This window comes from Caballeronia sp. M1242 (assembly GCF_017220215.1).
Taxonomy (GTDB): domain Bacteria; phylum Pseudomonadota; class Gammaproteobacteria; order Burkholderiales; family Burkholderiaceae; genus Caballeronia.
In genome coordinates, this window is sequence record NZ_CP071129.1 from 1392861 (window position 1) to 1413595 (window position 20735).

General features: G+C 63.9%; 17 protein-coding genes. 12 read left to right on the top strand and 5 right to left on the bottom strand.

Annotation, left to right across the window (positions count from 1 at the left end):
• Window positions 1-134: 134 nt before the first annotated feature.
• Complete coding sequence (locus JYK05_RS06460; RefSeq protein WP_206468134.1) at window positions 135-605, bottom strand: hypothetical protein; 471 nt, start codon at window positions 603-605, stop codon at window positions 135-137.
• Window positions 606-829: 224 nt separating this feature from the next.
• A complete protein-coding gene (locus JYK05_RS06465) occupies window positions 830-1135 on the bottom strand; it encodes a PsiF family protein (protein WP_206468135.1) in 306 nt (101 codons plus the stop codon).
• Window positions 1136-1360: 225 nt separating this feature from the next.
• Here JYK05_RS06465 and JYK05_RS06470 point away from each other — a divergent pair, with 225 nt between their 5' ends.
• The 11 genes from JYK05_RS06470 (at window position 1361) to JYK05_RS06520 (ending at window position 15980) form a co-directional block, all read left to right on the top strand.
• Entirely contained in the window at window positions 1361-1642 is a 282-nt protein-coding gene (locus JYK05_RS06470) for a hypothetical protein (protein ID WP_175940314.1), read from the top strand.
• 195 nt (window positions 1643-1837) lie between these two features.
• A complete protein-coding gene (locus JYK05_RS06475) occupies window positions 1838-2800 on the top strand; it encodes a sugar ABC transporter substrate-binding protein (protein ID WP_206468136.1) in 963 nt (320 codons plus the stop codon).
• A 174-nt stretch (window positions 2801-2974) separates the two neighbouring features.
• Entirely contained in the window at window positions 2975-4582 is a 1608-nt protein-coding gene (locus JYK05_RS06480) for a sugar ABC transporter ATP-binding protein (RefSeq protein ID WP_371826407.1), read from the top strand.
• On the top strand, window positions 4583-5590 hold the full coding sequence (locus JYK05_RS06485) for an ABC transporter permease (RefSeq protein ID WP_175940316.1): 1008 nt from the start codon (window positions 4583-4585) through the stop codon (window positions 5588-5590).
• A gap of 228 nt (window positions 5591-5818) precedes the next feature.
• Window positions 5819-6868 (top strand): LacI family DNA-binding transcriptional regulator, encoded by a 1050-nt coding sequence (locus JYK05_RS06490; RefSeq protein ID WP_206468137.1) that lies wholly within the window; start codon window positions 5819-5821, stop codon window positions 6866-6868.
• 35 nt (window positions 6869-6903) lie between these two features.
• The gene (rbsK, locus tag JYK05_RS06495; RefSeq protein WP_206468138.1) at window positions 6904-7848 is read left to right on the top strand and encodes a ribokinase; all 945 of its coding nucleotides are present in this window, start codon (window positions 6904-6906) and stop codon (window positions 7846-7848) included.
• 189 nt (window positions 7849-8037) lie between these two features.
• The gene (locus JYK05_RS06500; RefSeq protein ID WP_206468139.1) at window positions 8038-9747 is read left to right on the top strand and encodes a methyl-accepting chemotaxis protein; all 1710 of its coding nucleotides are present in this window, start codon (window positions 8038-8040) and stop codon (window positions 9745-9747) included.
• 127 nt (window positions 9748-9874) lie between these two features.
• Entirely contained in the window at window positions 9875-10636 is a 762-nt protein-coding gene (locus JYK05_RS06505) for a 2-keto-4-pentenoate hydratase (RefSeq protein ID WP_206468140.1), read from the top strand.
• Between the two features lie 335 nt (window positions 10637-10971).
• Complete coding sequence (locus tag JYK05_RS06510) at window positions 10972-12894, top strand: PrkA family serine protein kinase (RefSeq protein WP_159836168.1); 1923 nt, start codon at window positions 10972-10974, stop codon at window positions 12892-12894.
• Between the two features lie 171 nt (window positions 12895-13065).
• Entirely contained in the window at window positions 13066-14331 is a 1266-nt protein-coding gene (locus JYK05_RS06515; RefSeq protein WP_175940321.1) for a YeaH/YhbH family protein, read from the top strand.
• On the top strand, window positions 14328-15980 hold the full coding sequence (locus tag JYK05_RS06520; protein WP_175940322.1) for a SpoVR family protein: 1653 nt from the start codon (window positions 14328-14330) through the stop codon (window positions 15978-15980). The genes JYK05_RS06515 and JYK05_RS06520 overlap by 4 nt, the downstream gene beginning before the upstream one ends.
• A 54-nt stretch (window positions 15981-16034) precedes the next feature.
• Here the strand turns inward: JYK05_RS06520 and JYK05_RS06525 are convergent, their stop codons facing one another.
• A complete protein-coding gene (locus tag JYK05_RS06525) occupies window positions 16035-17090 on the bottom strand; it encodes an AI-2E family transporter (RefSeq protein WP_175940323.1) in 1056 nt (351 codons plus the stop codon).
• A gap of 224 nt (window positions 17091-17314) precedes the next feature.
• Between JYK05_RS06525 and rarD the strand changes: the two genes are divergently transcribed.
• Window positions 17315-18193: an EamA family transporter RarD gene (gene rarD / locus JYK05_RS06530; RefSeq protein ID WP_175940324.1), complete on the top strand. Its 879-nt coding sequence runs from the start codon at window positions 17315-17317 to the stop codon at window positions 18191-18193.
• Window positions 18194-18238: 45 nt separating this feature from the next.
• Here rarD and JYK05_RS06535 read toward each other — a convergent pair whose 3' ends face one another.
• Both JYK05_RS06535 and JYK05_RS06540 read right to left on the bottom strand, forming a co-directional pair.
• Complete coding sequence (locus JYK05_RS06535) at window positions 18239-19234, bottom strand: aldo/keto reductase (protein ID WP_206468141.1); 996 nt, start codon at window positions 19232-19234, stop codon at window positions 18239-18241.
• 70 nt (window positions 19235-19304) lie between these two features.
• Window positions 19305-20690 carry a DHA2 family efflux MFS transporter permease subunit gene (locus tag JYK05_RS06540; protein ID WP_206468142.1) on the bottom strand — a complete coding sequence of 462 codons (1386 nt, stop codon included), beginning with the start codon at window positions 20688-20690 and terminating at the stop codon, window positions 19305-19307.
• Between the last annotated feature and the right edge of the window lie 45 nt (window positions 20691-20735).

The window sequence follows — 20735 nt, forward strand, 5'->3', positions numbered from 1 at the left end:
TTGACGACGGCGAATGGCCGGCTATTTCGCCCGCCCCGCTGCCTGAAGCCCTGCATTAATTTCACCGCACCGGTCACGGTGACGGCGGCAACGCCGCGTAGCGAGTAGCAACGACCGTACCCGGGTCGCCTGCGTCAGTGGCTCGTCGTTTTTACTTTGGTCGGAGGAACGGGCTCCGGCGCGCGCGACGGTCGCCGCAATGCGCGCTTGATTCCGCCGATCACGATGCCGACGGCAAGCAGAAAAGCCGCTGGCACGACCCAATAGCCGATGAACGCGTGCCACAGATAGTCGGCGAGGGTGGCCTTGCGATGCGCGTATTCATCGAGCGCTTCCTGATGACGGCGGGCGTTGGCGCTGAGAGCGTCGGCGGGGCAGCCGGCTGCGCGCGCTTCGTCCGGCGCGCCGTGACAACGGGCGGCGGCACCGGCGGACCGCTGGGCATCGGTGAGTTCCCAGGTCGAGAGCGCCTTTTGAAGATCGACCGTGTTGTAGGCCATTTCCTCGCGCACCTCGTTGACCGCGACGATCATCACGGGCACGGCCCAGAAGGTGATCGTCACGAGCCACCGGCGGAACCAGCGGTTCTTGTATTTCCATGCCATCCGTTGCCTCCATGCGAGGCTTGTCGCCACGCTAGACGAGCGGCGGCCGATGGCGTGTTTCTTGTATTCGTGAGGGGCCGCCTTCGCGCCATCTTATGAGAAAAAGACGGCGGTGCGAAACACTTGCTTGGGTGCAGTGCAATATCTACGGACGGCAAGGGGAGGCAGCGCGCGCCGCATGCGATCGACGCGGCGCGAATCAGACGATGCGGCCGGCGCCGCGATCAGCCCTTGGTGCTGAGACAACTCTTCATGAACGCCTTGCGGTCGTCGCCTTTCTTGCCGGATGCCTGGCTGTTGCACGCAGTCATGCGCTGCTGCTGGGTCATCGGCGCGGAGGCGGCGGAGGCCGCGGCGGGCGTCGCGGACAGGCAACTCTTCATGAACGCCTTGCGGTCGTCGCCCTTTTTGTCGCCTGCCTGCTTGTTGCAGTCGCTCATCTTCGACTGCTGGCTATTGGCCGCGAAAGCCGTATGCGCGCCCAGCGTAAGACTCAAAACAGCGATAAGGGCAGTAGCTCGGATGGTCATGTGACGCTCCCTGAGTAATTGACGATTCTTCTTGATTAAGCGAGTTTCAACGTCTCGCCCGCGCATTATGGCAAAGCAGGTTTCAACTGAGTGTGCGATAAGGTCAAATCTCGAGGTTGATCTTTTTGCCGCCGCGCCGCGGCCTTGCAACGAGCTTTCGCCGGCGGACGCCAGTGTTCGTCATCCGGTCGCTTCGATCCTTCATCCCCCGACAGGAGCCGCTTCATGTCCACACCGCTCGCCGATCATTACAAGGGCTTCGCCATCCACGTGCAGGCCATGCGACGCGCGAAGGAGCGTGACGAGCCGGACGACGGCCCGCGCCACTTCGACATCTTCGTGACCATTTCGCGCGACGCGGCCGGGGAGAGCGGCCGCTCCGCCATGTTCGGCGTGCCGGAGCAGGAGCCGTTCGAGAGCCCGATCGATGCGACGCGCGCCGGCATCGACTATGGCCGCAAGATCATCGACAACGAGATCGAGGGCCAGTCCGTCGCCGATCTCTGAGCGGCTGCGGCTGGCGTCGAACGCGCGCGAGACCACATTGCGCGTGCGTCCGAAGCGCCCACTGCACGTTAGCCCGATTGACCGCGCGCCTCCCACGAACGAGAATCGACGGCGGCAAACGTTGAACCGCCCACGTTCGCGTGACATGCAGGCCCACTGCAAACAACATCAATCAAAACACTGGAGGAGAACCGCATGAAGTCAGCCATTCGCCGTCGCGTCCTGTCCGCCGCCGTCGCGCTCGTCGCGTGTAGCGCACTGCCTTTCGCCGCATCGCCCGCGTTCGCGCAAAGCGCCGGCAAGCCGAAGGTCGCGCTCGTGATGAAGTCGCTCGCCAACGAGTTCTTCCTCACGATGGAAAACGGCGCGAAAGACTACCAGCAGCACAACGCCGACAAGTTCGAGCTCATCACCAACGGCATCAAGGACGAAACCGATACGGCCGCGCAGATCCGCATCGTCGAGCAGATGATCGTCTCGAAGGTCGATGCGCTCGTCATCGCGCCGGCGGATTCGAAGGCGCTCGTGCCGGTCATCAAAAAGGCGGCGGACGCGGGCATCATCGTGGTGAATATCGACAACCGGCTCGATCAGGACGTGCTCAAGTCGAAGGACCTGAACGTGCCGTTCGTCGGACCCGACAACCGCAAGGGCGCGCGCCAGGTCGGCGACTATCTCGCCAAGCACCTGAAGAAGGGCGACGAAGTCGGCATCATCGAAGGCGTCTCGACGACCACCAACGCGCAGCAGCGCACGGCCGGCTTCAAGGACGCGATGGACGCGGCCGGCATGAAGGTGGTCGCGCTTCAGTCCGGCGACTGGGAAATCGACAAGGGCAACGCCGTCGCGTCGCAGATTCTCAACGCGAATCCGAACGTCAAGGCGCTGCTCTGCGGCAACGACAACATGGCGATCGGCGCGGTGTCGGCGGTGCGCGCGGCGGGCAAGGCGGGCAAGGTGCAGGTGGTCGGCTACGACAACATCAACGCCATCAAGCCGATGCTGAAGGACGGCCGCGTGCTCGCCACCGCGGACCAATACGCGGCGAAGCAGGCCGTGTTCGGCATCGACGTGGCGCTCAAGGCCATTGCCGGGCACAAGAAGCAGTCGGAGCTCTCGACCGTGGTGGAAACGCCCGTCGATCTCGTGACGAAGTAACGCGCAGTCAGCGTTGCGCCGCGAACCGTTCGTCCTCAAGTTCGCGGCCATCATGCCGTTAAGACGGACGAGCGCGGTGGACGGATGGCGGCGGAGCGCGCCGGCCGCCGTCCCGCCGCAACGCATGCAAAACTTTGCCGAGGATGCACCGACCGCCTTGAGCGACCTTACGCCATGATGAAAGACGCGCACGACGCGAGCGTGCTGACCGTCACGGGAATCGGCAAGACCTATGTCGAGCCGGTGCTGGCCGACGTATCGCTCGGACTCTCGCCGGGCGAGGTGCTCGCGTTGACCGGCGAAAACGGCGCGGGCAAGAGCACGCTGTCGAAGATCATCGGCGGGCTCACGAATCCGAGCACGGGCACCATGACGCTCGCGGGCCAGCCGTACGCGCCGCAAAGCCGCACCGAAGCGGAATCGCTCGGCGTGCGCATGGTCATGCAGGAGCTGAACCTGCTGCCGACGCTTTCGGTCGCGGAGAACCTGTTCCTTAACCGCCTGCCGCAGAAAGGGCGCCTGAAAATCGGCTGGATCGACCGCAAGCGGCTCGCCGAGGACGCGCGGCACGCGATGGCGCAAGTCGGCCTCGATGCGATCGACCCGGACACGCTCGTCGGCGATCTCGGCATCGGGCATCAGCAGATGGTCGAAATCGCGCGCAATCTGATCGGCGATTGCCGCGTGCTGATTCTCGACGAACCCACCGCGATGCTCACCGCGCGCGAAGTCGATCTCCTCTTTGAGCAGATCGCGCGGCTCAAGGCGCGCGGCGTGGCGCTCGTCTACATCTCGCATCGGCTGGAAGAACTGAGGCGCATCGCGGAGCGCGCGGCGGTGCTGCGCGACGGCCGGCTCGTGCACGTCGGGCCGATGAGCGCGCTGAAGAGCGACCAGCTCGTCACGCTGATGGTGGGCCGCGAACTGGGCGAACGCATCGATCTCGGCGAGCGCAAGCTGGGCGGCGTCGCGCTGAAAGTAGACGGCATGACGCGCGCCCCGGCCGTGCGCGACGTGTCCTTCGAAGTGCGCGCGGGCGAGATTTTCGGCATCAGCGGGCTGATCGGCGCGGGGCGCACGGAACTCATGCGCCTGATCTACGGCGCGGATCGCGCGGACGCCGGCACGGTGTCCGTCTCGCGCGGCGGCGAATCACTGCGCCCGGTGAACATCCAGTCGCCGTCGGACGCGGTGAAAAACGGCATCGCGCTCATCACGGAGGACCGCAAGGGCGAGGGCCTGCTGCTCGGCCTGCCCATCGCCGCGAACGTTTCACTCGGCAACGTCGGCGCGGTGGCGCGTCACGGCGTGATCGACACGCGCCGCGAAGCCGCGCTCGCCGAGCGCCAGATCGACGCCATGCGCATCCGCACGTCGGGGCCGGCGCAGGCGGTGTCGGAGTTATCGGGAGGCAATCAGCAGAAAGTGGTGATCGGCCGCTGGCTCGCCCGCGACTGCGCCGTGCTGCTTTTCGACGAACCGACGCGCGGCATCGACGTCGGCGCGAAGTTCGATATTTACGGGCTCATGGGCGCGCTCGCCCGCGAAGGCCGCGCGCTGGTGGTGGTGTCGAGCGATCTGCGCGAACTGATGCTGATTTGCGACCGGATCGGCGTGATGTCGGCCGGGCGCATGACCGGCGTGTTCGAGCGCGCGAACTGGACGCAGGATGCGTTGCTCGCGGCGGCTTTCGCGGGCTACGCGAAGCGCGAGGCGATTCTCCACGAGCCGCTCGCGCCCGACGCGAAGCCGCCCGAACAAGACAATTTGCTGGAGCATTGAATGACCGGACAGACCGAAGCGAATCTGCCAGCCGATGCGCCGAAAAGCGGCAAGAACGCGAAGGGCGCGGGCACGCGCCTGGGCTTCTCGAATTATCTGGGGCTGGCCGGCGCGCTCGCCGCGATGATCGCGCTTTTCTCCGTGCTGAGTTCGCACTTTCTGACCTACGACACGTTCAGCACGATCGCGAACCAGATACCGGATCTCGTCGTGATGTCGGTCGGCATGACGTTCGTGCTGATCATCGCGGGGATCGACTTGTCGGTGGGCTCGGTCCTTGCGCTCGGCGCGTCGGTGGTGAGCGTGGCCGCGCTCAAGTGGCACTGGCCCGCGCTTCCGGCGGCGCTCATCGGGCTCGCCGCCGCCGCGCTGACGGGCACGGTCACGGGACTCGTCACGGTGGCGTGGCGCATTCCGTCGTTCATCGTGTCGCTCGGCGTGCTGGAAGCGGCGCGCGGGCTCGCGTATCAGATGACGAACTCGCGCACCGCGTATATCGGCGATGCGTTCGATTTTCTGTCGAATCCGATCGCGTTCGGCATCTCGCCGGCGTTCCTGATTGCGGTCGCGGTGATGATTCTTGCGCATTGGGTCTTGACCCGGACGATTTTCGGCCGTTATCTGGTAGGCATCGGCACGAACGAGGAAGCGGTGCGGCTCGCGGGTGTCGATCCGCGGCCGTACAAGGTCATCGTGTTCGCGCTGATGGGCGCGCTGTCGGGACTGGCCGCGCTGTTCCAGATTTCCCGTCTCGAAGCCGCGGATCCGAACGCGGGCGCGGGCGTGGAGCTTCAGGTGATCGCGGCCGTGGTGATCGGCGGAACGAGTCTGATGGGCGGGCGCGGCTCGGTCATCAGCACGTTTTTCGGCGTTCTCATCATCTCGGTGCTGGCGGCGGGGCTCGCGCAGATCGGCGCGAACGAGCCGACCAAGCGCATCATCACGGGCGCGGTGATCGTGGTCGCGGTGGTGCTGGATACCTACCGCAGCCGACGCAGGCGCGGTTGAGCTCGATACAGCAGGGCAGCAGGCAGCACGTCGGCGCCTCGCAACGGGGTGGGCGGCGACGTTAAACATGAGTGCAGTCAAATAGAGATGACCGGGCAGTCCGTTCAACGTCTAGACAACGTCGAGAGCGGTGAGCGGAAGGAAAACGGCCGGCGCGGGAGGGCCGCGCGAGAGGACGTTTCCGGTCGATAAAAGAAGTTGGACCAAAGCATAAGCGAAGGACGATGTATGGCGACGATCAAGGACGTGGCAGCCATTGCTGGGGTGTCGTTTACGACGGTGTCCCACGTAGTGAACAATTCGAGGCCGGTGTCGGCCGATGTGCGGGCGAAGGTCGAGCGCGCGATCCGCGAGCTGGACTACGTGCCGTCGGCCGTGGCGCGCTCGCTCAAGGCGAAGTCCACGGCGACCATCGGGCTGCTCGTGCCGAACGCGACGAATCCGTACTTCGCCGAACTGGCGCGCGGCGTCGAGGACGGCTGCGCGAAAAACGGCTACTGCGTCTTCTTCTGCAACTCGGACGACGATCCGGCCAAGCAGCGCAACTATTTGCGCGTCTTGCAGGAAAAGCGCATCGACGGCCTCGTGATCGCATCGGCGGGCGAGGACGCGGTGCTCGCGCAGTGTCTCGCGGGCGCGCGTGAGCCGCTCGTCATCGTGGACCGCAACATCGAGGGCGTCTCGGCGGACCTCGTGCAGATCGACCACGAGAAAGGCGCGTATATCGCGACGAAGCATTTGCTGCAAACGGGGCATTCGGAAATCGGCTGCATTACCGGGCCGGTCGCGACGGCGGTGAGCGCCATGCGCCTGCACGGCTTTATCCGCGCGATGGCCGAGCGCGGCGTCGAGATCGAGCCGAACGCGATTGTCCAGAGCGACTTTTCCGCGACGGGCGGTTATGCTGCGGCCTCGCAACTCTTCGACGCGATGAAGCCGACCGCGATCTTCGCGTGTAACGACATGATGGGCATCGGCGCGCTGCGGGCGGCGGCCGAGCGCAAGATTCGCGTGCCGGACGATTGCTCGATCATCGGCTTCGACGATGTCGAGTTGTCGCGCTACACGTATCCTGCGCTCTCGACGGTCGGCCATTCGGTGCGCGCGCTCGGCGAGATGGCCGCGCAGACGCTCATCGAGCGCATCGTCGGCAAGCTCGGCGGCACGACGCGCCGCCGCGTCGTCCCGCCGCGTCTCGTGCTGCGCGAATCCACGGCGGTCGTGCCCGAGTCGCATGGCGCGGAGAGCGGCGCCGTGGCAGACGCCAAGGCGGAATAACGCCGAAATAACAACCCGAGCAGGATTTCATCGCGATGAGCGACAACGCAACGAGTGAAGCAGGCGCGCGCGGGCGCGTGGTGGTGGTCGGCAGTCTCAACATGGACCTCGTCGCGCGCGCGCCGCGCCTGCCGAAGCCCGGCGAAACGCTCGCCGGCTCCGCTTTCGCGCAGGCGCCGGGCGGCAAGGGCGCGAATCAGGCGGTGGCGGCCGCGCGTCTCGGCGCGCAGGTCGCGATGATCGGCTGCGTCGGCGGCGACGCGAACGGCGCGACGCTGCGCGCGGGCCTCGAAGCGGAAGGGATCGACTGCGCGGCGCTTGCGACGAGCGCCCACGCGCCGACGGGCGTCGCGCTCATCATCGTGGACGACGCGAGCCAGAATGCGATCGTCATCGTCGCGGGCAGCAACGCGCAGGTCACGCCCGCGGTCATCGACGAACAGGAAGCACTGCTCGCACGCGCCGATGTCATCGTCTGCCAGCTCGAAACGCCGCCGGAGACCGTGCGCGCGGCGCTGGCCGCGGGCCGCCGGCTCGGCCGCACGACGATTCTCAATCCCGCGCCCGCGGCGAGCGCGCTGCCCGCCGACTGGTTCGCGCTCATCGACTATCTGATTCCGAACGAACTGGAAGCCGCGACGCTTTCGGGTATCGCCATCGCGACGCCCGACGATGCGCGCCGCGCCGCCCGCATGCTCAAGGAGAAGGGCGCGCGCAACGTGATCATCACGCTCGGCGCGCAGGGCGTGTTCGCGCTGCTCGGCGACGACAGCGACGGCCAGCATCTGCCGTCGCCGAAGGTCGAGGCCGTCGACACGACCGCCGCGGGCGATACGTTCATCGGCGGATTCGCGGCGGAACTGGCGCGCGGCAGCGCCGTCGCAGACGCGATCGCCTTCGGTCAGCGCGCCGCCGCGCTCGCCGTCACGCGCGAGGGCGCCCAGCCGTCCATTCCGCGCCGCAGCGAAATCGCAGCATAAGTTTTCAACATGCGCTGAATAACGGCGCGCGCTACGCGTCGTTTTCCCTATGAGGGAAAGAACCTTCTCAAGTCCCGGTGCCTTCATGCCGTTTATATCGAAAGCGGCTGCGCAAACGCGCGCCGCCCGATCGCGGCTCTATGCGTCACGACGCCCGCGCACATTCGAACCGGCATCAGGGACACATCCATGAAAAAGGCTTTGACGATCAAGGCACGCATCGGCATGTCGATGGCGTTTCTCGGCGCGCTGCTCATCGGCATCGGCGCACTGGGACTCGCGGGCATGGGCCGCACGAACGAGGCTTTCCTCGACACGTACTCGGTGCAGATGCCGGGCGCCATCGCGGTCGGCAACAGCGAAATGTATGCGGCGCGCGAACGGCTCGTGTTCGACCGCGCGGCGCTGCTCGCCGGCACGTCCGAGGTGAGCGCGACCATCGAGCGTTCGCGCATGATGCGCGAGCGCGCCGACGCCTTCTGGAAGAACTACATGTCGCTGCCGCAGACGCCCGACGAGCGGCGTCTGGCGGATGCGTCGCAGGACAAGCGGCTCGCGCTTCAACGCGCCGTCGACAAGGGACTCGCGGCCGTCACGGCGGACGACCGCGCGGGCATGATCGAGGCGGCCAAGGCGATGCAGGCCGCCTACAACGAACTCGCCAACGCGAACGACGCGCTGCGCGCGTTTCTCACCGACGCCTCGAAGAAGAGCTACGAAGACGCGCAGAGCCGCTATACGTGGTTCCGCGCGCTGAGTCTCTCGGCCATCGCGCTCGGCCTCGCGGCGGCGGCGTTCGCGTGGGTCGCGTTGCGGCGCGCCATCGCGCGGCCGCTCGAAGCCGCGCTCACGCATTTCGAAGCCATCGCCGCCGGCGATCTGCGCCGCGACGTGGTCGTGACCTCGCGCGACGAAATGGGCCTTCTGCTCGAAGGGCTCGCGAAGATGCGCGCGAGCCTGCTGACGACGGTTCGCACGGTCCGCTCGGGCAGCGAATCGATCGCGTCGGCCACGCAGCAGATCGCGGCAGGCAATACCGATCTCTCGTCGCGCACCGAGGAACAGGCGTCCGCGTTGCAGGAAACGGCGTCGAGCATGGAGGAACTGACGAGCACGGTGCGCCAGAACGCGGATAACGCGCGTCAGGCCAGCACGCTCGCCGCCAACGCGTCGGAGATCGCGGGCAAGGGCAGCGCCGTCGTCACGCAAGTGGTCGATACGATGGGCGAGATCAGCCGCAGCTCGGCCAAGATAGCGGACATCATCACGATCATCGAGGGCATTGCGTTCCAGACCAACATCCTCGCGCTCAACGCGGCCGTCGAAGCGGCGCGCGCGGGCGAAGAAGGGCGCGGCTTCGCGGTCGTGGCAGGCGAAGTGCGCAATCTCGCGCAGCGTTCGTCGACGGCGGCCAAGGAAATCAAGGAGTTGATCGACACGTCGGTCGCGCGCGTGCAGTCGGGCACCACGCTCGTCGACGAAGCGGGCCGCACGATGAAAGAGATCATCGGCGCGGTGCAACGCGTGACCGACATCATGGGCGAGATCGCGGCGGCATCGGCGGAGCAGACGACCGGCATCGAACAGGTGTCGCGCGCCGTCACGCAGATGGACGAAGTCACGCAGCAGAACGCGGCGCTCGTGGAAGAAGCGGCGGCGGCCGCGCAGTCGCTCGAAGATCAGGCCGCGCGCCTGCGTCAGGCGGTCGCAGTGTTTCAAGTGACTGAAGGCGCGGGGCTTGCTGCTGCTTCCTTGCAAGTGCCGGCGACCGTATCCACGAAGCCGAAGCGCGTCGCGCCGCCCGCGGCGGCTGCTAAGCCCGCGGCGAGCGTGAAGCCCGCGGCGAACGCGAAACCCGCTGCACTGTCGACGGCGGGCGGCGACTGGGAGACGTTCTGACGCTTTGATGCCGTTGCCCGCGCATGCAATCGCATGCGAGTGCATCACGCGGGCAACGTGAAGCACCTCCGGTCCGGTAACCCGTACACTGACGACACTGCGCGTCCATTCACACGAGGGGATCGACATGACCGGATCGACACTTGCCGCCAAGCTCGTCGCGGCCCGGCGTCAGCATCGACTGATCGACACGCTGGAGCCGCGCGATCTCCCCGCCGACGCGCCCACTGCCTACGCCATGCAGCACGAAGTCCTGCGCGACAGCCACGCGCGCATCGGCGCATGGAAGATCGGCGCGCGCGCGCCCGATGCGCTGGCGGCGGGCGCCCCCATCGATGCGGAATGTGTCTATGTTTCGCCCGCGCGCCTTCCTTTCGAAGGCTTCTTTCGCGTGCTCGTGGAACTCGAGATTGCCTTTCGCTTCGCGTATGCGTTGCCCCCTAAGAACGAGCCTTACACGCGCGCCGAAGTGCTCGCCGCGATCGGCGGCATTGCAGTGGCGCTCGAAGTGGTCGATAGCCGTTTCGCGCAGTGGCCCAATCTCGATCCGCTCGCGCAGCTTGCCGATGCGCAGAACAACGGCGCGCTCATCACGAGCGGCATGGAACCTTACGAGGTCGTCGCGCCGGGCTTCGATTTTCTTGCGCCACGGCTCGAACTCACGCTCGATGGCGTGGGGATTGCTCCGGCTACCCTCGGCAATCCGGCGGGCGATCCTCGCGAATTGCTGCCCTGGCTCGTCAACCATTGTTCGCGCATGGGTTTGACGGTCGAGCCTTTCTGGACTATCACGACGGGCTCATACACAGGCGCTTATCGCGTGGAAGGACCGGCCATGGTGCACGGCTCGATTGATCGCATCGGGGAACTGGAACTCGTGCTGACGTGACGACATGCGCTCGCAAACATGCTTTGGCGGAAGGTCGCGCTGTACCGATGAAGCGGGCGCGGCGCAGCGTACATGCCGAAGCGCAGATGCAGCGCAGGCTGCACTCATGCGCGGCGATGCTTAAAGCAGATACGATGAGCATCTTGGGACTGAGGATTGTAGGTGAACGAAAATAACCTACCAAGCTAGTGATTGTTCCGAGCAGCTTCTAAGCAAATCAACCAAGCAAGTGCGTGAAAAAAAATTCGAAAGGGTTTAGGATGAATTCAAGCGATGTCGTTTCGATAACGCGCGTTGAGACGACCAAGGCTTTCTGACTTCGGCGAGGAGGTAGCATGGATATCTACAGCAGTTTCGCGACCCGCTTCGAAAAAACGCGCGAGGAGGAATTCTCGCTCGAAGAGTATCTCGCGCTCTGCAAGGAAGATCCTGCCACATATGCAACAGCGGGCGAACGCATGCTGACGGCCATCGGGGAACCGGAAATGGTCGACACTCGCCTCGATCCGCGTTTATCGCGTGTGTTTGCAAACAAGGTCATCAAGGTGTATCCGGCGTTCCGCGAGTTCTACGGAATGGAGGAAGTGATCGAGAACGTCGTGTCGTATTTCAGGCACGCCGCGCAGGGTCTTGAAGAGAAAAAGCAGATCCTGTATCTGCTCGGTCCGGTGGGCGGCGGCAAGTCGTCCATTGCAGAACGGCTCAAGCAACTCATGGAGCGCGTACCGTTCTATTCGCTCAAGGGCTCGCCCGTGAACGAATCGCCGCTCGGTCTTTTCGATTACGACGAAGACGGTCCCGTGCTCGAGGAACAGTACGGCATTCCGCGCCGTTACCTGAAGAGCATTCTTTCGCCGTGGGCGGTAAAGCGCCTGCACGAATACAACGGCGATATCCGCAAGTTCCGCGTGGTGCGCCGCTATCCGTCGATCCTTCGGCAAATCGGCATCGCGAAGACGGAACCGGGCGACGAGAACAATCAGGACATCTCCTCGCTCGTCGGCAAGGTGGACATCCGCAAGCTCGAAACGTACTCGCAGGACGACGCCGATGCTTACAGCTATTCCGGCGGCCTGTGCCTTGCAAATCAGGGCTTGCTCGAATTCGTCGAAATGTTCAAGGCGCCGATCAAGGTGCTGCATCCGCTTTTGACCGCCACGCAGGAAGGCAACTTCAAAGGCACGGAAGGCTTCGGCGCCATTCCATTCGACGGCGTGATTCTCGCGCACTCGAACGAATCGGAATGGAAGGCTTTCCGCAACAACAAGAACAACGAGGCGCTGCTCGATCGTATCTTCGTGGTGAAGGTGCCGTACTGCCTGCGCTATAGCGAAGAGGTGAAGATCTACGAGAAGCTCTTGCGCAATTCTTCGCTTGCGGAAGCGGTGTGCGCGCCGGGCACGCTCAAGATGATGGCGCAGATGGCCGTGCTCACGCGTCTGCACGAGCCGGAGAATTCGAGCCTCTTCTCGAAGATGCAGGTCTACGACGGCGAGAACCTGAAGGACACCGATCCCAAAGCGAAGTCGTATCAGGAGTATCGCGATTTCGCGGGCGTCGACGAAGGCATGACGGGCGTGTCCACGCGTTTCGCGTTCAAGATTCTGTCGCGCGTGTTCAACTTCGATTCCACCGAGGTCGCAGCCAACCCGGTGCATCTCATGTACGTGCTCGAACAGCAGATCGAGCGCGAGCAGTTCCCGCCGGAGACGGAGCAGAAGTACCTGTCGTTCATCAAGGACGTACTGGCTTCGCGCTACGCCGAGTTCATCGGGAAGGAGATTCAGACGGCTTATCTGGAATCGTATTCGGAGTATGGACAAAACATCTTCGATCGCTATGTGACGTATGCGGACTTCTGGATTCAGGATCAGGAGTTCCGCGATCATGACACCGGCGAGAGCTTCGACCGCGCCGCGCTCAACGCGGAGCTGGAGAAGATCGAGAAGCCCGCGGGCATCAGCAACCCGAAGGATTTCCGCAACGAGATCGTGAATTTCGTGCTGCGTGCGCGTGCGAACAACGGCGGCAAGAATCCCGCGTGGATCAGCTACGAGAAGCTGCGCGTCGTGATCGAGAAGAAGATGTTCTCGAATACGGAGGAACTGTTGCCGGTCATCTCCTTCAACGCGAAGGGATCGGCCGAAGAGCAACGCAAGCACGAAGACTTCGTGAATCGCATGGTCGCGAAGGGTTATACGCCGAAGCAGGTGCGCTTGTTGTGCGACTGGTATCTGCGCGTGCGCAAGTCGTCTTAAGCACACGCCGCGGCGTAGTCGAGTAGCAGTAAGAGCAGTGCAGGTCCGCGCCGTCCGGGTTCGATGCTTGCATCCGGATGGCCAAGCGGGCAGATTGCGAGCGAGAGGCGCCGGCTTGCGGCGCGACCATGCGGCGCCTCGCACACTCGCCATTTTTGCGGGAGACTGGATGTGCTGCACCAAATCATCGACCGCAGGTTAGCCGGCAAGAACAAGAGCATCGCGAACCGCGAACGCTTCCTGCGACGCGTCAAGAACTATATTCGCCGCGCCGTTTCCGACGCGGTGCGCGATCGCAGCATCAAAGACATTCAAAGCACGCAGAGCATCACGATTCCGAAGAAGGACATCGCGGAGCCGTCGTTCCGGCATGGCCCGGGCGGCAAGCGTGAATACGTGCATCCGGGCAACGCCGACTACGTGCGCGGCGACAAGATTCCGCGTCCACAAGGCGGTTCGGGCGGCGGCGGCAAGAGCGCGAGCAACGAGGGCGAAGGCCAGGACGATTTCGTTTTCGAACTGTCGCGCGAAGAATTCATGCAGTACTTCTTCGACGATCTCGAACTGCCGCGCCTCGTCAAGACGCAGTTGCTGGCCGTGCCGACGTGGAAGAACGTGCGCGCGGGCTGGGCGGCGGAAGGCACGCCGAATAACATCGACGTGGTGCGCTCGCTGCGCAGCGCGCTCGGCCGGCGCATCGCGCTCGGCTGGCCGCTGTCGGCGCAATTGCGCGAGATGGAACGCCAGCTCGAACAACTGAAGGAAGAGGACGGCAATCCGGACGACATCGCGCGGCTGGAAGCGGATATCGTCATCATGCAGGGACGGATCACACGCATTCCGTTCATCGATCCGTTCGATCTGCGCTACATCAATCGCGTCAAGCAGCCCACGCCTTCCAGCAAGGCGGTGATGTTCTGCCTGATGGACGTGTCCGGTTCCATGGACGAGCAGCGCAAGGATCTCTCGAAGCGTTTCTTCATCCTGCTGTATCTCTTCCTCCAGCGGAACTACGAGAAGATCGAGGTCGTGTTCATCCGTCATCATACGCGCGCCGAAGAAGTCGATGAAGACACGTTCTTTCATTCGACGGAAAGCGGCGGCACGGTGGTGTCGAGCGCGCTCGAACTCATGAAGAAGATCATGGACGAGCGCTACTCGCCGACTGAATGGAACATTTACGGCGCACAGGCATCGGACGGCGACAACTGGACCGACGATTCCCCGAAGTGCCGCAAGCTCCTCGCGGAGGACATCCTGCCGAAGGTGCGGTATTTTGCGTATATTCAAGTCGCGCCAGAAGAGCAGAACCTGTGGTTGGAGTATGCTCAACTTGCGGCCGGCGCGCCTGAACTGGCGATGAAGAAGGTCGATTCGGCCTCGGACATTTATCCGGTGTTCCGCGAACTCTTCGAAAAACAACAGGCGGCCGCATGACGACGAGGCACGTGAACAACGAAACGCGTGGATATCATCTCGACGGCACGGACGATCGTGCGCCGTCGAAACTCGGACCGGAAGCGGGGCAACGCAATGCGTCCGCCACGACGCACGAGGTAAGCATGAACGTTGCAGAAAAACGGCGGCCGCTGCCATGCCCATCGGACTGGAGCGTCGAGCTGATCGAGGAGTACGACGCCGAAATATCGCGCGTCGCGAATCGCTACGGGCTCGACGTGTATCCGATCCAGCTCGAAATCATCAGCGCCGAGCAGATGATGGATGCGTATGCGTCCGTCGGTATGCCGGTGAACTATCGGCACTGGTCGTTCGGCAAGCACTTTCTCTCGACGGAAAAGAGCTACCGGCGCGGGCAGATGGGCCTCGCGTATGAGATCGTCATCAACTCGAATCCGTGCATCGCGTATCTGATGGAAGAGAACACGATGACGATGCAGGCGCTCGTCATCGCGCATGCCGCTTACGGGCATAACTCCTTCTTCAAGGGCAACTATCTGTTCCGGCTGTGGACGGACGCGCACGCGATCATCGATTACCTCGTGTACGCGAAGAATTACATCGCGGAATGCGAGGAGCGTCACGGGCTGGATCGCGTCGAGGAACTGCTCGACTCGTGCCACGCGCTGATGAACTACGGCGTGGACCGCTACAAGCGTCCGCAAAAGCTGTCGCTCGCGAAAGAAGCCGCGATGCGCCGCGAGCGCGAGGCGTATCTGCAATCGCAGGTGAATGAACTGTGGCGCACGCTGCCGAACAAAAAGGCGCCGTCGGCCGAGGAAATCGAAAGCCGCTATCCGCCGGAGCCGCAGGAGAACCTGCTGTATTTCGCTGAAAAGAACGCGCCGCTCCTGGAACCTTGGGAGCGCGAAGTCATTCGCATCGTGCGCAAGGTCGGACAGTATTTCTATCCGCAGCGGCAGACGCAGGTCATGAACGAAGGCTGGGCCACGTTCTGGCACTACACGCTGCTGAACACGCTCTACAACGAAGGCCGGCTAGAAGACGGCTTCATGATGGAGTTCCTGCACTCGCATTCGAACGTGGTCTATCAGCCGCCGGTGACGAAGCCGTATTACAGCGGCATCAACCCGTATGCGCTCGGCTTTTCGATGATGAGCGACATTCGCCGCATCTGCGAGAACCCGACGGACGAAGACCGCGAGTGGTTCCCCGACCTCGCGGGCAGCGACTGGCTGGAATCGCTGCACTACGCGATGCGCAACTTCAAGGACGAGAGCTTTATCGCGCAGTATCTGTCGCCGCATTTGATCCGCGAGATGCGCCTTTTCTCGATCCTCGACGACGACATGCGCGACGCGCTCGAAGTCTCGGCCATTCACGATGAAAGCGGCTATCGCTATGTGCGGCAGGCGCTGTCGCGGCAGTACGACATTCATCATCGCGAGCCGAACATTCAGGTGTATTCGGTGAACACGCGCGGCGACCGCAGTCTCACGCTGCGTCACTTCATGACCGACAATCGCCATCTGTCGAACGACAGCGACGAAGTGCTCAAGCACATGGCGCGCTTGTGGCAGTTCGATGTGTATCTGGAAAGCGTCGATGAAAACGGCACGGTGAGGAAGCGCTTCGACTGCCGGTATACGGCGCCGAATTCGCGCTGATCGAGATTAGTGTGCAATGAAAAAATGGCTCCTTCGCGGAGCCATTTTTCTTGCCTACTGCCCGTCCTCATCCTGCGAAAAGATATCCCAGCTCGCCATGAACAATGCGGCCACGAGCGGCCCGATCACGAAGCCGTTGATACCGAACAACGCCATGCCGCCGAGCGTCGAGATGAGCACGACCCAGTCGGGCATCTTCGTGTCCTTGCCGACGAGAATCGGGCGCAGCACGTTATCCACGAGCCCGATCACGACGACGCAGAACGCCACCAGCACCAGCCCGCGCCAGATCTCGCCGGTCATGAAAAAGTAGAGCGCGGCCGGCGCCCAGACGAGCGCCGCGCCCACCGCCGGCAAGAGGGACAGAAACGCCATCAGCACGCCCCAGAGCAAGGAGCCGTTGATGCCGAGAATCCAGAAGATCAGCCCACCGAGAAAGCCCTGCACGGCGGCCACCGCGATGTTGCCCTTGACCGTCGCGCGCACGACGGTCGTGAACTTCGCGATCAGATGCTGCTTCGGCGCCGGATCGAGTGGAAGCGCGCGGCGGATGCGTCGCCCGATCTCGCCGCCATCGCGCAGCAGGAAAAACACGAGATAGAGCATCACGCCGAAGCTCACGATGAACTGGAACGTGTTCTGACCGATGAGCAGCGCCTGCGCCGCCGCGAACTGGCTGATGCGCGAGGCGCCTTCCATCAGCTTGCTTTGCACGCCGCCGATGTCGTCGAGGCCGTAACGCCCGAGCAGTTGCTGCACGGAAGCCGGCAGCGCATGAAGCACATGCTGAAAGTACATGCCGAAGTTCAGATCGCCGCTCTTGATGCGCGTATAGACCAGCGCGACTTCCTGCACGAGCGTCACCGCGACCACCGACACCGGGATGATGACGATGAGAATCGCGGCCGCGAGCGTCGTCAACGCGGCGAGGTTGCGGCGCTTGCCGAAGCGCACCGTGAGCCAGCGCTGCATCGGCTGAAAAAGCAGCGCGAGTATCGCCCCCCAGAAGATCGCGCCGAAGAACGGCAGCAGCACCCAGCCGAGCGCGACGGTCACGACGAACAGCAGGATATGAAAGAAGTTCTGGTGAACGGACTGGTTGTTGTTCATTAGCGGCGACGGGAAAAGGCAAAAAAGCGGGGAGGGCGAGGGTCAGCGGGCCATGCTAGCACGCGCTGTCGGCGAGCTTTCACGCACGCTACGAGCACGAAGCTCGCCTGACGTTCGCGATGCCCGGTTCGGTCGTCCGCATCGACTAAAATCCGGCTTCCATTTCTTGCAGACGGCTTCCGGCCACGTCCGGAACGGCTTACATCTGCGTCACGCATCGAACCATGAATCCAGGCGTCGTCTACGCATTCGCGGCTTTTGCCATCTGGGGTCTTTTCCCGATCTACTTCAAGGCACTGCATTCGATCGGCGCGATCGAAATGCTCGCGCACCGCATGGCGTGGTCGATGCTCTTCCTGCTGATCGTGCTGACCGCGCGCCGTCAATGGCAATGGCTCGTGCCCGTGCTGCGCGACAAGCGGCTGCTCGCGCGCTTCGCGGCGAGCGCGGTGCTGCTCTCCGCGAACTGGGGCATCTATATCTGGGCGGTGAACGCGGGGCGTATCGTCGAGGCGAGTCTCGGCTATTTCATCAATCCGCTCGTCAACGTGCTGTTCGGCATGGCGTTCCTGCACGAACGCCTGCGGCCGGTGCAGTGGCTTGCCGTTATCGTGGCGGCGCTGGGCGTCGCGTGGCTTACATGGGTGAACGGCGCGCCGCCCTGGATCAGCTTCGCGCTTGCGCTCACGTTCGGCGGCTATGGCCTGCTGCGCAAGACCGCCTCGCTCGGCGCGCTCGAAGGCCTGACACTCGAAACCATGCTGCTGTGTCCGGTCGCGCTGCTCTATCTCTTCGTGCTCGGCTCGCACGGAGGAAGCGGCTTCGCGCACGCGACCATCAGCGTAAAGCTGCTGCTCGCGGCGGCCGGACCGGTGACGGCCGTGCCGCTTCTGCTGTTTGCCGCCGGCGCGCGGCGCATTCCGCTGTCCATGCTCGGGCTCATTCAATACATCACGCCGTCGCTGCAACTGCTGATCGGCGTGGCGATCTATCAGGAGGCGTTCGGGCACGATCAGTTGATCGGCTACGGCGCCATCTGGGCCGCGCTCGCGCTGTATTCGCTCGAAGGCGTCTACTCGGCGCGGCGGGCACGGGCAGCCTGATCTGACCGATGCCGTTCAGCGCCGGTCAGCGCCGGTTAGCGCCGTTCAGCGCGATGCATCGCCCCAGCGGTATTCGACGGTCGCATCGTCGAGCTTCGCCTTGATGTCCGGATCGAGCGGCTGATCGACGGCGGCGAGCGTATCGTCGAGCTGCTCCGGGCGGCTCGCGCCGATGATCGCCGATGTCACCGCGGGATTTTCCAGCACCCACGCGAGCGACGTGCTCGCAAGAGAACGCCCGGTCGGCGCGACGATTTCTTTCAGCTTCTCGATGGTCTGAAACTCGCGCTCGTGCCAGTAACGCTCCTGATACATCTCGCCCGCCTTTCCGACGGTCGCGGTGAAGCGGCCCTCGGAAGGCGCCGCGCCGTGCTTGTGCTTACCCGTCAGCAGGCCGCCCGCGAGCGGGTTGTACGGAATCACGGCGAGCCCTTCTTCGGTCGAAAGCGGCAGCAACTCGCGCTCGATCTGCCGGAAGAGCAGGTTGTAGCGCGGCTGCACCGAGACGAAGCGCGCGGTACGCAGCACGTCCGCGCGGCCCAGCGCCCGCGCGAGCCGGTACGCCAGAAAATTCGATACGCCGATATAACGCGCCTTGCCGTGCCGCACGATCACGTCGAGCGCCTCGAGCGTTTCGTCGAGCGGCGTGTCGCGGTCGTCCATATGCAGCTGATACAGATCGACGTAATCGGTGTTCAGGCGCCTGAGCGACGCGTCGATGGCATCGAGCAGGTGCTTGCGCGACGCGCCCTTGTTCCAGTCGAGCGGACCCATCACGCCGACGGCCTTCGTCGCGAGGATGAACTGGTCGCGCTTGCCCGCAAGCCATCGCCCGACGATCTCCTCCGTGCGGCCGACGATATCGTGCGTGCCGCCGAGCGGATACACATCGGCGGTATCGATGAAATTGACGCCTGCCTCGCTCGCGCGATCCATGATGCTGCGCGACACGTTCTCGTCGGTCTGCAGACCAAAGGTCATCGTGCCCAGTGTGAGACGAGATACGGTGAGTCCGGTGTTGCCGAATTTGCGGTATTGCACGGTTGCGCTCCAGAAGAAGGGAAGAAGGCGTGCGGCAACGGGCAGGATAGCCCGTACCGTGCGCGCCTGCTTATCGTGCGGCGGGCGTCGGCGCGGACGCTTGCGGCGCGGAATCGAGCCGGCGGAACACCGCGCCCGAGAGCAACGTGACCACGCCCATGCACGCGAAGCTCAGTTTGAAGCCGAGCGACGCCGACCCGAAGTGTCCCTCGAAGACCTGCACGAGCGAGCCACCGATCGACACGCCGAGCCCGATGGCGAGCATCTGCACCATCGAGAACAGGCTGTTGCCGCTGCCCGCGTCCTGCTTCGACAAACCCTTGAGCGTGACGCTGTTCATCGCGGCGAACTGCATCGAGTTGCATGCGCCGAAGATCGCGAGAATCACGATTTCGGCGAAAAGCGGCAATGACGGCGAAAAAGCCGCGAAGGCGACGATCGACGCGCCGACCAGCGCCGTGTTCACCAACAGGAACGTGTCGTAGCCGTACCGCTTGACGAGCCGCGCGATCCAGCGCTTCGAGACGGTGCCCGCAATCGCGATGGGCAGCATCATGAGCCCGGAATGCAGCGGGCTATAGCCGAGTTCCAGTTGCATCATGAGCGGCAGCAGAAACGGCACCGCGCTCGACCCGATGCGGCACAGCAGATTGCCGATCAGGCCGACGCTGAAGTTCGGTTCACGAAAAAGCGCGAGCTTGAAGAGCGGATTGCGCCGGTGGCGCGCATACGGAATGTAGGCGAACGCGGATATCGCCGCGAGCGTGAAGAGGGCCGCCGACAGCGCGCCGCGATGCGTCTGCACCGGAGGATCGAGCGCGAGCGAAAACGCGACCATGCACAGCGAGAGCAAGCCGCAGCCGATGAAGTCGAAGGGCGGCGCGTCGTGCAAAGTGTCGTGGGGCAGGAAGCGCTGCACCGCGTAGAGGCCGGCCGCGCCGATCGGCACGTTGATCAGAAAGATCCAGTGCCATGTGAACGACTGGACGAACCAGCCGCCGAGCGTCGGGCCGAGAATCGGGCCGACTTGTCCGGCGACGGAAATCATCGCGAGCGCGGACACATAGGCTTCCCCGCTGACAGCGCGCAACACCGCTAGGCGGCCAATCGGCAGCAGCATCGAGCCGCCGATGCCTTGCAGCACGCGCGCAAAGACGAGTTGATTGAGCGAATGCGCGCCCCCGCAGGCGAGCGATCCGACGACGAACAAGCTGATCGACACGAAATACACGCGCCGCGTGCCGAAGCGGTCGGCGAGCCAGCCGGAGGCGGGCGTGAGCAGCGCCATCGTGAGCGTGTAGGCGACGACGATCGACTGCATCGCGAGCGGCGCGGCGTGCACGTCCCGCGCGATGGAAGGCAGCGCCGTGTTGACGATCGTCGTATCGAGCGCCTGCATGAAAAAACCCACGGCGACAATCCACAAAAGCGCCGTGTGCGAAGACTGTCTGGTCATGAAGGAGAGGGCCGGGCGTCGCGCTGGAACCGTTTTCAGCGCATG

Excerpts from the sequence above, each read along its gene's own strand:
- JYK05_RS06520 (WP_175940322.1), top strand. The coding sequence starts at position 14,328 with ATGACGACGAGGCACGTGAACAACGAAACGCGTGGATATCATCTCGAC.
- JYK05_RS06525 (WP_175940323.1), bottom strand. The coding sequence starts at position 17,090 with ATGAACAACAACCAGTCCGTTCACCAGAACTTCTTTCATATCCTGCTG.
- JYK05_RS06510 (WP_159836168.1), top strand. The coding sequence starts at position 10,972 with ATGGATATCTACAGCAGTTTCGCGACCCGCTTCGAAAAAACGCGCGAG.
- JYK05_RS06540 (WP_206468142.1), bottom strand. The coding sequence starts at position 20,690 with ATGACCAGACAGTCTTCGCACACGGCGCTTTTGTGGATTGTCGCCGTG.
- JYK05_RS06500 (WP_206468139.1), top strand. The coding sequence starts at position 8,038 with ATGAAAAAGGCTTTGACGATCAAGGCACGCATCGGCATGTCGATGGCG.
- rarD (WP_175940324.1), top strand. The coding sequence starts at position 17,315 with ATGAATCCAGGCGTCGTCTACGCATTCGCGGCTTTTGCCATCTGGGGT.
- JYK05_RS06490 (WP_206468137.1), top strand. The coding sequence starts at position 5,819 with ATGGCGACGATCAAGGACGTGGCAGCCATTGCTGGGGTGTCGTTTACG.
- JYK05_RS06475 (WP_206468136.1), top strand. The coding sequence starts at position 1,838 with ATGAAGTCAGCCATTCGCCGTCGCGTCCTGTCCGCCGCCGTCGCGCTC.
- JYK05_RS06505 (WP_206468140.1), top strand. The coding sequence starts at position 9,875 with ATGACCGGATCGACACTTGCCGCCAAGCTCGTCGCGGCCCGGCGTCAG.
- JYK05_RS06465 (WP_206468135.1), bottom strand. The coding sequence starts at position 1,135 with ATGACCATCCGAGCTACTGCCCTTATCGCTGTTTTGAGTCTTACGCTG.
- JYK05_RS06485 (WP_175940316.1), top strand. The coding sequence starts at position 4,583 with ATGACCGGACAGACCGAAGCGAATCTGCCAGCCGATGCGCCGAAAAGC.
- JYK05_RS06470 (WP_175940314.1), top strand. The coding sequence starts at position 1,361 with ATGTCCACACCGCTCGCCGATCATTACAAGGGCTTCGCCATCCACGTG.
- JYK05_RS06480 (WP_371826407.1), top strand. The coding sequence starts at position 2,975 with ATGATGAAAGACGCGCACGACGCGAGCGTGCTGACCGTCACGGGAATC.
- rbsK (WP_206468138.1), top strand. The coding sequence starts at position 6,904 with ATGAGCGACAACGCAACGAGTGAAGCAGGCGCGCGCGGGCGCGTGGTG.
- JYK05_RS06460 (WP_206468134.1), bottom strand. The coding sequence starts at position 605 with ATGGCATGGAAATACAAGAACCGCTGGTTCCGCCGGTGGCTCGTGACG.